The organism is Ruegeria sp. CDSA079, assembly GCF_059612245.1.
On the sequence record NZ_JBXWQF010000004.1, the window covers coordinates 125,584 to 137,884 of the forward strand.

At 59.5% G+C, this 12,301-nt stretch carries 12 protein-coding genes; 4 read left to right on the plus strand and 8 right to left on the minus strand.

Annotated features, from left to right (window positions below; translation table 11 throughout):
* Positions 1-5: 5 nt before the first annotated feature.
* From AC2FJZ_RS05745 to AC2FJZ_RS05765, 5 genes are all read right to left on the minus strand, one after another.
* Entirely contained in the window at positions 6-2,900 is a 2,895-nt protein-coding gene (locus AC2FJZ_RS05745; protein WP_496672652.1) for a formate dehydrogenase subunit alpha, read from the minus strand.
* A 105-nt stretch (positions 2,901-3,005) separates the two neighbouring features.
* Positions 3,006-3,194, minus strand: a complete 189-nt coding sequence (locus tag AC2FJZ_RS05750) for a ubiquinol-cytochrome c reductase iron-sulfur subunit N-terminal domain-containing protein (RefSeq protein ID WP_050603611.1) — start codon at positions 3,192-3,194, stop codon at positions 3,006-3,008.
* 61 nt (positions 3,195-3,255) lie between these two features.
* Positions 3,256-3,867: a TorD/DmsD family molecular chaperone gene (locus AC2FJZ_RS05755; protein ID WP_496672649.1), complete on the minus strand. Its 612-nt coding sequence runs from the start codon at positions 3,865-3,867 to the stop codon at positions 3,256-3,258.
* A gap of 3 nt (positions 3,868-3,870) precedes the next feature.
* Positions 3,871-4,461: a DUF3306 domain-containing protein gene (locus AC2FJZ_RS05760; RefSeq protein WP_496776458.1), complete on the minus strand. Its 591-nt coding sequence runs from the start codon at positions 4,459-4,461 to the stop codon at positions 3,871-3,873.
* Positions 4,458-5,012, minus strand: coding sequence for a DUF3305 domain-containing protein (locus AC2FJZ_RS05765; protein WP_496672645.1), 555 nt, complete (start codon positions 5,010-5,012; stop codon positions 4,458-4,460). Before AC2FJZ_RS05765 ends, AC2FJZ_RS05760 begins: the two co-directional genes overlap by 4 nt.
* Positions 5,013-5,270: 258 nt before the next feature.
* On the opposite strand from AC2FJZ_RS05765, the gene AC2FJZ_RS05770 reads away from it, so the two are divergent.
* Positions 5,271-7,223, plus strand: a complete 1,953-nt coding sequence (locus AC2FJZ_RS05770; RefSeq protein ID WP_496776460.1) for a 4Fe-4S binding protein — start codon at positions 5,271-5,273, stop codon at positions 7,221-7,223.
* Here the strand turns inward: AC2FJZ_RS05770 and AC2FJZ_RS05775 are convergent.
* Positions 7,217-7,945: a hypothetical protein gene (locus tag AC2FJZ_RS05775; protein ID WP_496776462.1), complete on the minus strand. Its 729-nt coding sequence runs from the start codon at positions 7,943-7,945 to the stop codon at positions 7,217-7,219. The genes AC2FJZ_RS05770 and AC2FJZ_RS05775 overlap by 7 nt on opposite strands.
* A gap of 123 nt (positions 7,946-8,068) precedes the next feature.
* Between AC2FJZ_RS05775 and AC2FJZ_RS05780 the strand changes: the two genes are divergently transcribed.
* The 3 genes from AC2FJZ_RS05780 to AC2FJZ_RS05790 are packed head-to-tail and all read left to right on the plus strand — an operon-like array spanning position 8,069 to position 10,301.
* Positions 8,069-9,130 (plus strand): Mrp/NBP35 family ATP-binding protein, encoded by a 1,062-nt coding sequence (locus AC2FJZ_RS05780; protein ID WP_496776464.1) that lies wholly within the window; start codon positions 8,069-8,071, stop codon positions 9,128-9,130.
* Complete coding sequence (locus tag AC2FJZ_RS05785) at positions 9,127-9,825, plus strand: biotin/lipoate--protein ligase family protein (protein ID WP_496776466.1); 699 nt, start codon at positions 9,127-9,129, stop codon at positions 9,823-9,825. The genes AC2FJZ_RS05780 and AC2FJZ_RS05785 overlap by 4 nt, the downstream gene beginning before the upstream one ends.
* Entirely contained in the window at positions 9,822-10,301 is a 480-nt protein-coding gene (locus tag AC2FJZ_RS05790; RefSeq protein ID WP_050603604.1) for a DUF6505 family protein, read from the plus strand. The genes AC2FJZ_RS05785 and AC2FJZ_RS05790 overlap by 4 nt, the downstream gene beginning before the upstream one ends.
* Here the strand turns inward: AC2FJZ_RS05790 and AC2FJZ_RS05795 are convergent.
* Both AC2FJZ_RS05795 and AC2FJZ_RS05800 read right to left on the minus strand, forming a co-directional pair.
* Positions 10,298-10,798, minus strand: coding sequence for a flavin reductase family protein (locus AC2FJZ_RS05795; RefSeq protein ID WP_496776468.1), 501 nt, complete (start codon positions 10,796-10,798; stop codon positions 10,298-10,300). The genes AC2FJZ_RS05790 and AC2FJZ_RS05795 overlap by 4 nt on opposite strands.
* 88 nt (positions 10,799-10,886) lie before the next feature.
* Positions 10,887-12,299: a 3'-5' exonuclease gene (locus AC2FJZ_RS05800; RefSeq protein ID WP_496776469.1), complete on the minus strand. Its 1,413-nt coding sequence runs from the start codon at positions 12,297-12,299 to the stop codon at positions 10,887-10,889.
* Between the last annotated feature and the right edge of the window lie 2 nt (positions 12,300-12,301).

Here is a 12,301-nt window from a genome sequence, read left to right on the forward strand (position 1 = left end):
CCTCCTTACGCTGCCCAGATTTTGCAGAGAGTACACTTGGTCTCCTGCATCTGGGTCACTGAATCATAGCCATAGGTCTGGGCGGTGTTGGTACTTTCACCCAGCACATAGGGGTCTGCTCCGGCGGGGTACTTGTGCCGCTGGTCTTCGCCCTGGAAATGGCCGCCAAAGTGGAACGGCATGAAGGCCACGCCGGCACCGACCCTATTGGTCAGCATCGCCATCACCTTGACCTTGCCGCCCTCGGGACCTTCGACCCAGACCTGTGATCCGTCGCGAATACCAAGGTTGTTGGCATCGCGCGGATTGATCTCGACGAACATGTCCTGCTGCAGCTCAGCCAGCCACGGGTTCGACCGTGTCTCATCGCCGCCGCCTTCATATTCGACCAGACGACCAGACGTCAGGATTATCGGGTAATCCTTTGAAAAGTCGTTCTTTTGGATCGAAGCATAAAGGGTAGGCAGGCGATAGGCCTGACGGTCCTCGTAGGTCGGATAGTCTTCCACCAGATCGCGACGTGGCGTATAAAGCGGCTCGCGATGGATTGGAATCGGATCCGGGAAGGTCCAGACGACCGCGCGGGCTTTGGCGTTCCCGAAGGGCGCACAGCCATGCTCAATCGCGACCCGCTGGATACCACCGGAAAGGTCGGTTTTCCAGTTGGTCTCTGGACCTGCTACGGCATCGATCGCCGCGCGTTCTTCGGCAGTCAGATCACCGTCCCAGCCAAGGTCCATCAGCATCTGCATCGTGAATTCGGGATAACCATCCTGAATTTCCGAGCCAGCGCTATAGACCCCTTCGGCCAGCAGGTTGTCGCCATCACGTTCCACGCCAAAACGGGCGCGGAATGTCAGGCCGCCTTCGGCCACCGGTTTGGACATGTCATAAAGGTTTGGTGTCCCCGTATGACCCATCTCGGCGGTTCCCCAGCACGGCCAGGGCAGACCATAGTACTCGCCGTCGTTTGGTCCGCCGATTGCCTGCAGCGTGGTTCTGTCGAACGTATGCTGGTTGGCCATATGGCTTTTCAGCCGTTCCGGCGATTGACCGGTGTAACCGATGGTCCAGAGGCCCGAGTTGAACTCACGTGTGATGCTTTCAACATTCGGGGTTTCCGGGTCATCCATTTCGATATTGCGGAAGAGCCGGTCTGCCCATCCGAACTTGTTTGCGAACTTGGCCATGATGACCTCGTCCGGCAGACTTTCGAACAGTGGTTCCACAACCTTGTCGCGCCACTGCAGCGACCGGTTCGATGCCGTGACCGAGCCACGAGTTTCGAACTGCGTACAGGCGGGCAACAGGTAAACGCCATCGGTACGGTCATGCAGAACGGCCGAGACGGTGGGATACGGGTCGATCACGACCAGCATGTCCAGCTTCTCCATCGCCGTCTTCATTTCCGTCATCCGGGTCTGCGAGTTGGGCGCGTGGCCCCACAGAACCATAGCGCGGACATTGTTGTCCTGATCCATGTTTGCCGGGTCTTCCAGAACACCATCGATCCAACGGGAAACAGGTATGCCGCGTTCGTTCTGCAGCGGCTTGTCCTTGCCTTCCTTGTCTTTGATCGAGGCGAACTGGCCAGCTAGCCATTCCGGTTCTTCACCCCAGACACGGGCCCAATGCCCCCATGCTCCCTTGGACAGACCATAGTAGCCGGGCAGGGTATGGGACAGAACACCGAGGTCCGTCGCACCCTGCACGTTGTCATGGCCGCGGAAGATGTTGGTGCCACCACCCGAGGTGCCCATGTTGCCAAGCGCAAGCTGTAGCACGCAGTAAGCGCGGGTGTTGTTGTTGCCGTTGGTATGCTGCGTGCCACCCATACACCAGATCACCGTTCCAGGACGGTTGTTGGCCATGGTGCGCGCAACACGCTTCAGCTGCGATCCCGGCGTACCGGTGACGCGTTCGACCTCATCCGGGTTCCACTTGGCGACCTCTTCACGGATCTGGTCCATCCCCCAGACACGGGTGCGGATGAACTCTTTGTCCTCCCATCCGTTGTCGAAGATGTGCCACAGAATACCCCAGACCAAAGCGACGTCGGTACCGGGGCGGAAGCGGACATATTCATCCGCATGCGCCGCGGTGCGCGTAAAGCGCGGATCGCAGACGATCAGCGGGGCGTTGTTCTGCTCTTTCGCGCGCAAAACGTGCAGCAGCGAGACCGGGTGCGCCTCGGCCGGGTTACCGCCGATAATGAAGATAGCCCGAGAGTTGTGGATGTCGTTATACGAATTGGTCATGGCGCCGTAGCCCCATGTATTCGCAACCCCCGCAACAGTGGTTGAGTGGCAGATACGGGCCTGATGGTCCACGTTGTTCGTGCCCCAATAGGCAGCAAACTTGCGGAACAGGTAGGCCTGTTCGTTGTTATGTTTGGCTGAACCCAGCCAGTATACGCTGTCCGGCCCGGATTCTTCGCGGATGCTCATCATGCCGTCGCCGATCTCGTTGATCGCTTCTTCCCAGCTGATGCGCTTCCACTCGCCGCCTTCTTTTTTCATCGGGTACTTGAGGCGGCGTTCACCATGCGCGTGCTCTCGAACGGCAGCGCCCTTGGCGCAGTGTGCGCCCAGGTTGAAGGGGCTGTCCCAACCGGGTTCCTGCCCGATCCAGACACCGTTCTGCACTTCGGCGATAACCGTACATCCGACCGAGCAATGGGTGCAGATGGATTTGATATTCTCGACGGCCTGATTGGCCGCTGTCTGGGCACTGGCTGGCGTCACGGTTCCACCCGTGGCGCTGATCGCGGCAAGACCGCCGATCGTCAGGCCCGAGCCACGCAGGAATGCGCGGCGATCGACGGTTTTTTCGCCGACCTGGGACAGGATACTTGTCCGCTGGGAGCGTCTCGCAACCCCGTTGGTCTTTTTCCTAAGCATTTGTTTCCTCCCTTGCGCGCCGTGTACGCCACGGCTGGCTTAGTACTGCTGAAGCCGACGTCAGGGCCAATCGCAACCGTCTGTCGGATGTGAAGGCGTCCGATCCTAGAACCGGGTGCTTTCGATGTACGCGCGTGTATGCGCGGTGTCCTGAATGCGGGTTTCGTCGGTCGGCAGCTCAGCTGCCTCGGCTTCCCCGGTCAGGCTTGCGGCGGCAACAGCAGCAGGCGCTGCGGTTCCGGCCAGTTTCAGGAAGTCACGGCGCGAGGCGCCTTGTTCCTTGGTCTTGCTCATGGGAACCTCCTTTCCCAATTGCAGTGTAACGCCCGTTTGAGCGCTGGCGAATGACAGCGCATCACGCTGTCGTCATTCGGAAGGCTTCCCTCTCGATCTCCATGAACACGCGCCCGGCTGTGCCGACGGATGCATAAAGAACCGAGGTTTCGGCAGCTTCCAAATCAGAGTAAAAATGCGCGGCCCAGGGGCCGATATGCTTGTTCCAGAACGCCTTTTGGTCCTCGAGCGATGCAGTGGCGCCAAAACGTCCGACGATCAGGCCCGCCATCATTTCCATCAGCGAGGCGATGTTGTCTTCGGGCTCGAACACATTCTGCGCACGGGTGATCCCCCGGACGGCCATGTCATTGCGCAATTGCGCCAGAGGTTTTTCGTTCAGGAACCCCGTCAGATAAAAACTGGCATAAGGCAGCAACTCGCCACGACCCAGCCCAATGAACAGTGCGTTGAACTCACGCTCGGCGGCGGCGGGCTTGGTGACCTTGGCCACACGCGCCATTGCCTGAATGGCTTGACCCAGATCGGTGTCGTCTCCGCTCAGCCCCGCGATCTGTCCCAGAAGCAACTGATCGGGTGGGCCCGCCAAAAGCAAACCCAGAAAATTATAGAAATCCGCGCGCAGCCGATCCTCGGCCGAGATGTCCATATTTTGCGCGTTGCTTGCGGTCATCCGTTATCCTTCAAATTCAAATTTCATGCGGCGTGGCGCCGGGGTCATTTCCATCTCGTCTTCGACCTCGATTTCTGCCTCTGCCAGAGGCACCTCTGAGGCAGGGGGTGAGTCAATCTGAGGCTCTGGCTCCGTCTCCAGTTCAAGCGAGGGCTCAACTTCGAAGTCGCTCTCATCCTCTTGGGGGGCCTCCGCCGCCGCCAACGCTTCGACATGGGCCAGCATGCCCTTGCCAACCTGATACGCCGTCTGGAGGTTCTCGATCACACAGGCTGCGTCGGTATAGTCTTCGCCGTAGTCAACCAGCCCATCCACGTTGGCCAGAACCGGGTTCAGGCGCCACAACTGCCGCAATGCACGTCGACGCAGGCGATCAGGTACGGCCTTTGCCATAAAGCCCGACACATCATCGCCTGGTTGCAGCGTATCCGGGTCGGGCAGATCGAACTCGGCCAGTATCTCGGCATCACTCTTCTCTTGCAATTCGGCCTGCCGCGCCGCGACAGCTTGTTCTTCGACCGCAATCACTTCGGCTTCAGCTTCAGCTTGAACAGCAGCCTTTCGGCGGGACCAGAAATCGCGGGACTGGGTCATTGCAGCACCTTTCTGGGCGCGCGGTAGACGTCCGAGTCCTGACGGATACGAGCGTCGCCCTTGCCATCCTCGACCAAGTCGGTGCGTTTCTTGTCCCGGCGGCGCTTGATGAACACTTCGTGCTCATGATGCTTGAGCGTGAAGTCCCTCACCCAGGCAATCAGCCCTTCGGTCATGGGGATTTTCTCGACGATCTCTTCGCCGGTATCGGCATAGTCCTGCCCCTCAAAAGGTGAGGCCGTGACAAGTACCGCGTTCAGAGGAACATCCCCCTGCAATTCATCCCGCAACACCAGATAAAGCGATGGCTGACCGTCCGATAGATTAACCAGGTAAGCCTCGGTCTCATCTGCCCAAAGGGTCAGGGGCAGGGTGGCTGCGTGGTATTCAACCGCATCGCCTTCGCGACGCAGAACCTGCCAATCGGCAGGGCCTGCACCGGGCACGGCGGCCACTGCGCGCCAACTCCAACGGGCCCAACGTGTGACCCCGGGTGTCTTGCGCACGATGACGCCAACCGGCATTTCGATTTGGCTTGCGGCCTTGGCCACTGGTTCCTCCCTGTAAGGCTCTCCCGTGCCTTTCCATGAACACTATGGTACACAATCTGTCTTTGTGCCAAGCCTGCGCTCTTAGACTTTGGTCGTACGTCTTGGTCGCATCTTCGTGAGCGGGGCACAAAACACTTTGGTTTCCTGCCATTTTGCGCCCCAATGCAGCTTGGCACCCGGCGCTCTTCAGGGGGGTTGAAGTTGTCGGGCTGAGGATACAGCCTTAATTGCACGGGATGGCTTCCCACGGGAGGGGACATGGGCACCAAAATACTGTTATGCGACTGCACCGGAACACAGGCGCTGGACCCGGAGAGGATCGAAAGCGCCTGCGGGATGACCTGTTCCAAGGTTCACACGTCCCTTTGCACGACCCAACTGCAATCCGCCGCCGACCTGATGCAAGATGGGGAAACCGTGATCGCCTGCCTGCAGGAACAGGAGGTTTTCCAGTCTCTGGCCGACGAACTGAATATCGACACGCCCGGCTTTTTCGACCTGCGCGACCGTGCGGGTTGGTCCGAACAGGGCGCAGATGCGGCACCCAAGATGGCGGCATTGGCGGCTGAGGCGTTGTTGCCGCAACCGGTCACGCCCAGCGTCGATGTCATAAGCGAGGGAACCTGTTTCATCATCGGCCCCGGTGCGGTGGGATTTGATCTGGCTGAGAAATTGGCGGGAACCTTGGCCGTGACTGTTCTTGCCACGGATCAGGCAGAGCCGACCTCGCGCGCTTTCGATGTGGTGCGCGGAAGGGTGAAGTCCGTGTCCGGGGCGCTGGGCGGTTTTTCCCTGCGTCTAGACGCTTTGCAGCAGGTTGTGCCGGGTGGGCGTGGCGCCTTCACCTGGACTGACCCTAAGGATGGTGCACATTCCGTCTGTGACATTATTCTCGACCTGACAGGGAGCACGCCTTTTGTACAGGCCCCAGCCAAGCGCGAGGGATATCTGAGGGCCGATCCAAGAGACGCGGTGGCTGTTGAGCGTCTGGCGTTTGAGGCTGCGCAACTTGTTGGAACCTTTGAAAAGCCCCTGTACGTGCGGTTGGAAGAAACACTCTGCGCGCATTCGCGGGCCGAACAGGTGGGCTGTTCCAACTGTCTGGATATTTGCCCAACCGGGGCGATTACACCAGCGGGAGAGCATGTGAGCATCGATCCGATGGTCTGCGCCGGATGCGGTGCGTGTGCTGCCCTGTGCCCGTCAACCGCGATCACCTATGAGGACCCGAGTGTATCGGCGCTGTTGTCCCGGATGCATATCCTGGCGCGCACCTATCGACGTGCAGGAGGTTCTGCGCCTCGACTGCTGATCCATGATGCGCATGGGTCCGAGATGATCCGGCTGGCAGCACGCTTTGGTCGAGGTTTACCTTCGGATGTTATCCCGTTGGAACTAAATGTTATATCGGGCGTCGGTCACGCCGAGATGCTTGCCGCCTTGGCGCACGGATTTGCTCGTGTGGATGTGCTGCTCGCGCCCACGACCGAGCGGGACGCGCTGGATCGCGAGGTTGCACTGGCACACGCCATTGCCGGGTCAGACGGGATCGGCCTGATTGATGAGGTTGATCCCGATACCATGTCTGATCTGCTCTATGGTCAAGACGTGCCGCAGCCCCTGGCTGATCCGGTTCTGCCACTGGGGAATCGCCGACAGATCGCGCGATTGGCTGCGCAGGCTCTGAACCCGCAGGCTGAGGCACCGTTGCCGCTGCCCGAAAATGCGCCTTATGGGGCAGTGGCGGTAAACAAGGACAGTTGCACCTTGTGTCTCAGCTGTGTGTCGTTGTGCCCGTCTGGTGCACTGATCGACAACCCGGACAAGCCGCAGCTGAACTTTCAACAGGATGCCTGCCTGCAATGCGGGATGTGCAAGACGATCTGCCCGGAAGACGCGATCACGCTGGTTCCTCAGCTTGATTTGAGTGATGCGGCCCTGTCGCAGCAGGTGCTCAATGAAGAGGAGCCCTTTGCTTGCGTTGAATGTGGTGCATTGTTTGGGGTGAAATCTACTGTGGAACGGATCATGGAGAAGCTTTCGGGCACGCACCCGATGTTTGCCACGTCGGATCAGGCACGAATGATCCAGATGTGTGACAATTGTCGGGTGAATACGCAGTTCCAACAGCAGGACAATCCGTTCCAGTCAAACCCCAAGCCTCGGGTCGTTACCACCGAAGACTATTATTCGGACAGAAAGGATCATTGAAACTGCAACGGGGCACCAAGATCTGCCGCGTCGATGCGCGAAACAAAGGCGAGGATCGCGTCAAGATCGTCCAGCGTGATCTCGACCGGGTGAATGGGAGACGGGCGTTCGGGGTCAAAAGGCGGTGTCAGCCCGTCTATTTGCGTGAACGCGGGGTGGGGGTTCAAGGCAAAGAACGCCTCAAACCGTTCAGACCAGTCGGGCATTGCGCGCAGCACTGCGAAAGAAGGCGTCGACCCCAGCCCGTTCATTCGGTTTTTCGGCCCGATCACATGGCACCGCCCGCAATGGGTCATCGACAATTCCTCGCCAAGCACGGTATCGCCGTCGACGGTTTCGTCCGACTGAGTGACCGTCAGATCAAAGCTGGCGGTAAAGGGCGTCCCCTGCGCGGGCGCAAAACTCTCAACGGTGCGCTTGCCGATCTCCGAACGCAGCCAGTCGCGAAACCGGGCCTGCCGCTTATTGTCTTCGATGGTGAGGTGATAGATTATATCATTGCGGGCAAAGACCGGATCGCCGGGCGGGGCGGGTTTCAGGACCATAACGCCTGTGTCATCCGCAATAACGCGAATACCGGTCTTGAGAGAAAAGCGAGGAAGAATATGTTGCAACAGACCAGAGTTTTTCACCTCGGCCGGGGCCGCAAGCCCAATAGCCTCTTGTGACCAAGAGGGGGTGGCAGAGAGCGTCAGGCTCAGGCACAAGAGGACAAAGCGCATGGCTCAGCCTAATGGGTTGGGGCGCGATGCGTCAAATAAACTGAAAGAGACGGAGACACATGCAATGAGTGGCGAATCGATACGCACGCCCCTGTCGGCAGGGCGCATCAAAGGGAACGAGGCATGAGTGTTCGTGAAGCGGTTCTGGCGAACCTGAAAAAGATTACCGATCCGGTGTCCGGGCAAGATATTGTCAGCGCGGGCGTTGTGCGGGCACTGAACGTGGAAGGTGAAACCGTGCGTTTTGTGCTTGAGATCGACCCGAAGCACGCCGAGCAGATGGAGCCTGTACGGGCAACGGCCGAGAAAGCCGCGCAGATGGTTGACGGTGTAGCCAATGTCTCGGCCATGATGACTGCGCATTCCGAAAAGGCCCCGCCGGATTTGAAGCCGAAGCCCAAGCCATCGCAAACCGGGCCGCAGGCCGTTCCGGGTGTCGATCGGATCATAGCGGTCGCATCCGGTAAAGGTGGCGTCGGCAAATCCACCGTGTCCGCCAACCTCGCCTGTGCGTTGGCTGCCGAAGGGCGGCGTGTGGGTCTGCTGGACGCTGATGTTTACGGCCCGTCGCAGCCCCGGATGCTGGGTGTTTCCGGTCGTCCGGCCAGCCCGGACGGCAAGACCATCCTGCCGTTGCGCAATCACGGCGTGACCATGATGTCCATGGGGCTGATGACCAACGAAGGTCAGGCCGTTGTCTGGCGCGGGCCCATGCTGATGGGCGCGCTGCAACAGATGATGGGTCAGGTGCAGTGGGGCGCTTTGGACGTGTTGATCGTCGACCTTCCACCCGGCACCGGCGATGTGCAATTGACGCTGAGTCAGAAATTCCAGGTGGACGGTGCTATCGTCGTCTCAACCCCGCAGGATGTGGCCCTGATCGACGCCCGCAAGGGGATCGACATGTTCAACCAGCTCAAGACTCCGATCGTGGGTATGATTGAAAACATGTCGACCCACATCTGCTCGAACTGCGGGCACGAAGAGCATGTGTTTGGCCATGGCGGTGTCGCCTCCGAGGCTGAGACGCTGGGTGTACCGTTGTTGGGTGAGATTCCGCTGCATCTGGATATTCGTGTCGCTGCCGACGGGGGGGCGCCCATCGTGGTCAGCAAACCCGACAGCCCACAGGCCGAGTCGTTCCGCAAAATCGCACGCGACCTGATCTCGAACGGCTTCGCATGAGCCAGCCGGTCTTTCCCCCATTGCTGTCGGGCCACTCTGTTCAGGGTGGGGAAGACCCGTTCGACCGCGCGCAGGCTATGGCAGCACTGGGTTGTGACGCGGGAACGGTCGTCTACAACATTCAGGCCGACCGCCTGCGCGTTGCCATCGTCTTTGCGCCCGAGGTGCCGTTGCGAGACGCCATGGCGATGCTGCCCCTTTGCGCTGTGGGGTTTCAGAATGCGCTGGGCGCTCTGGCTCCGCCCGAGGTTGCCGTGCATCTCGGCTGGGACGGATTGATCTGCGTGAACGGCGCAAAATGTGGGAAGTTTCGAGTCGCTGCCTCGGACACCTCAGCCGAAGACGAGCCGGATTGGCTGATTGTTGGTTGGGAACTGGCGCTGTTGCAAACCAGCGAAGCGCCGGGTGCGAACCCGGACGTTACCGCGCTCTATGACGAAGGGTGCGCAGAGGTTTCCGCGACGCAACTGGTCGAAAGCTGGTCTCGTCACATGTTGACCTGGCTCAATCGATGGCAAGAGGAAGGCAACGCGCCGTTGCATACCGACTGGATGGCGCTTTTGCGCGGTGTTGGTGATCCGCTAACGGACGGCGGTGTGTTCCTTGGAACGGATGAGCGGTTCGGGATGCTGATCCGCGACGGTGCAGACACGCGCTTGCGCCCCCTGACCGAAGTGTTGGAGAACGGACGATGAAACTGGCCCGCGCAATCCATTTCGACGAAAGCGATATGAATGTGTTTCATTCCCCGGCCCGTACCGGAGAATGGTGCGTGTCCGGCGGGTTCGAGTTTTCGAACTGGAGCGATGCCGATCTTGAGGGTAAGGCGCGGCAGGCATTTGCAAATGGCTGGTTGGGTCTGGAGACCTTTGGCCGCGTCACATTTGTCGCCGTGACACAGATCGAGCCTGCAGAGAAGGATCAGATAACGCGCAATCTGGCCGAACATTTTGTACAATTCTACGGCGCGCCATCGGTCGAGGCCGCAATGGGAGTCGCACAATCCGAAATCGATCACATGTCTGACCTGTGCGAAGACCATGCCGCCAACACTTTGCTCACCGTAGCCCGTGAGTTGAGCGAGGCAGGTGTGCACGAAAGCTATCGAGTCATCACGCCGCAGGACGCCCAGCTTGAGGCGCTTGCCGTGCATGGATCGCTGGACGATTAGATCAGGTCGACAAACCCACCGAACTGACCGCGCTTGAAGATCAAACCCTTGCCAGTGCGGTACATTACCTGATCCACCTGACCGACAATAATCAGATGATCCCCGGCGTCGTGCCGCGCATGCAGGCGGCAATCAAACCGCGCCAGACATTGGGTCAATTGCGGGCGACCGGCCTTATCCTCAGTCCAATCTGCATGTGAGAAATCCGCACCGTCACGCGCAAACCGCAGCGCCTGATCCTGTTGATCCTGTGCCATCACATGAATCGAATAATGTTCACAGCTGCTGAAGGCATCGAAACGGTACGATTCCTTGGCCAGACACCACAACACCAGCGGCGGGTCCAATGAGACCGAGGCAAAGGAATTCACAGTGATCGCACGCGGCCCACCTTCGGTTTGTGTGGTGATCACGGTGACGCCAGTGCCAAAGCACCCCAGCGCCTCGCGAAAGGCGGGGCTTTGATCCGGCGTAGGGGTAAAGGTCTTTTCGGTCATTGCGCGCGTCTTCCTTGGCCGCGCATCTGGTGCCACGCGCGGCCCGGATTGTCCACGAAAAGCTGACTGTTGCCTGCAATTTAAACCGTCAGTTCAGGTCTTCCAGCAAACGCCCGTGTTTTCGGGTTTCCATTATGACCTCACCAAATGTTGTAAAGCCTCGCGCCTGCAGGATCGGCAGCATCTTGACCAACGCTTCAGCCGTGGCAACAGCATCGCCAAGTGCAGTGTGGCGCAGCGCCTCGGGGATGGTGATGTCCAACCTTTCGCAAAGGGCGTCCAGCGTATGCGTGTCGCTGGCCCCGAACAGGACGGCAGACAGAAGAACCGTGTCCAGGATCGGATGGTCCCATTCGACCTCCATCCTCGGCCCGTGACGGCGCAGGAACGCCATGTCGAAGGGCGCGTTATGCGCCACCATCACCGCATCGCGTGCAAATTGGTGAAACACGCGTCCGGCCTGGGTGATATCCGGCGCGCCCTGAACCATATGGTCGCTGACCTTGTGCACCCTGGTAGAGGCTGGGGGAATTGGAATGCCCGGATTCACCAGCATGTCCAGATGTTCGCCCTGAACGATCCTGCCATTGAGGACGCGCACCGCGCCGATCTGAACGATTTCATCCTTGTGCGGCAGCAGCCCGGTTGTTTCGGTATCGAAGACCACGAAACACAGATCAGACAGGGTGCGGTTCTCGAACGCGTCATCGCCCGGCGTGTCGAGCAACTCAAAATCGTAAACCAGCGGGCGTGCCTCATCAGGGGAAATCTGCGCAGCGCTGTCATCAAAGACCAGCATATATCCTGGCGCGCCCCCCAGCGGTTTCATTCGGGCGGAATAGGTCTGCTTGCCGTCGATACTGGACAGGGTGCAATAGACGTCCTTGCCGGTTTTACTCAGTTTTGCGTAGGCGTCGGTCAGGCCGGTTGCCTCTATATACTCAAAAAGCGAGGCATTCAGGCGGGGATGCGCGATCTGGGCCAAAACCTCGGCTGCCTGCCCGTCGTACAGCACGATCTGATGCTTGGGGCTGGCCAGCAGCATGGCGACCGGGATTTCCGTCAGCAGCGCGGTGAGACGCTGTTTCTCGGCCGCGAGATGAGCGGTTTCCGTAGCTACGGCCTCGGCAGTTCGCATCGCGTTTGAAGCCACTTGTTCCGCCAGTCCAGCTGCGGCCGGGGCGAGATCCCCCAGATAGCGCGCCGCTTGCATGTCCAGATCCGTGCTGACCCCGGCATGCGCACGCGCGCGCAATTGGGCCGAGAGGCGCTCGATCGGTTTTGCAACATTGTCGTCAAACAGAAGCCAGACACCGGCGATCAGGGCTAGCAAGCCAAACCCGATCAGGATTTCGGCAAAAATGAAAGCGTCCAGTAGTTCGGGGTTCTCCGCGCGGGCATAGGTGATCCAAAGGGCGACTGCGCTGATCGCAACTCCCCCCAATGCCAGCAGGCAGAAGAACAGAAAAATCCTGAGTCTCAGACTTAATCCAGTGAGCATGA

What these genes read in the sequence shown, in the direction of transcription:
- AC2FJZ_RS05745 (WP_496672652.1), bottom strand. Translation starts at nt 2,900, where the DNA reads ATGCTTAGGAAAAAGACCAACGGGGTTGCGAGACGCTCCCAGCGGACA.
- AC2FJZ_RS05750 (WP_050603611.1), bottom strand. Translation starts at nt 3,194, where the DNA reads ATGAGCAAGACCAAGGAACAAGGCGCCTCGCGCCGTGACTTCCTGAAA.
- AC2FJZ_RS05760 (WP_496776458.1), bottom strand. Translation starts at nt 4,461, where the DNA reads ATGACCCAGTCCCGCGATTTCTGGTCCCGCCGAAAGGCTGCTGTTCAA.
- AC2FJZ_RS05775 (WP_496776462.1), bottom strand. Translation starts at nt 7,945, where the DNA reads ATGCGCTTTGTCCTCTTGTGCCTGAGCCTGACGCTCTCTGCCACCCCC.
- AC2FJZ_RS05795 (WP_496776468.1), bottom strand. Translation starts at nt 10,798, where the DNA reads ATGACCGAAAAGACCTTTACCCCTACGCCGGATCAAAGCCCCGCCTTT.
- AC2FJZ_RS05785 (WP_496776466.1), top strand. Translation starts at nt 9,127, where the DNA reads ATGAGCCAGCCGGTCTTTCCCCCATTGCTGTCGGGCCACTCTGTTCAG.
- AC2FJZ_RS05770 (WP_496776460.1), top strand. Translation starts at nt 5,271, where the DNA reads ATGGGCACCAAAATACTGTTATGCGACTGCACCGGAACACAGGCGCTG.
- AC2FJZ_RS05800 (WP_496776469.1), bottom strand. Translation starts at nt 12,299, where the DNA reads ATGCTCACTGGATTAAGTCTGAGACTCAGGATTTTTCTGTTCTTCTGC.
- AC2FJZ_RS05780 (WP_496776464.1), top strand. Translation starts at nt 8,069, where the DNA reads ATGAGTGTTCGTGAAGCGGTTCTGGCGAACCTGAAAAAGATTACCGAT.
- AC2FJZ_RS05755 (WP_496672649.1), bottom strand. Translation starts at nt 3,867, where the DNA reads ATGACCGCAAGCAACGCGCAAAATATGGACATCTCGGCCGAGGATCGG.
- AC2FJZ_RS05790 (WP_050603604.1), top strand. Translation starts at nt 9,822, where the DNA reads ATGAAACTGGCCCGCGCAATCCATTTCGACGAAAGCGATATGAATGTG.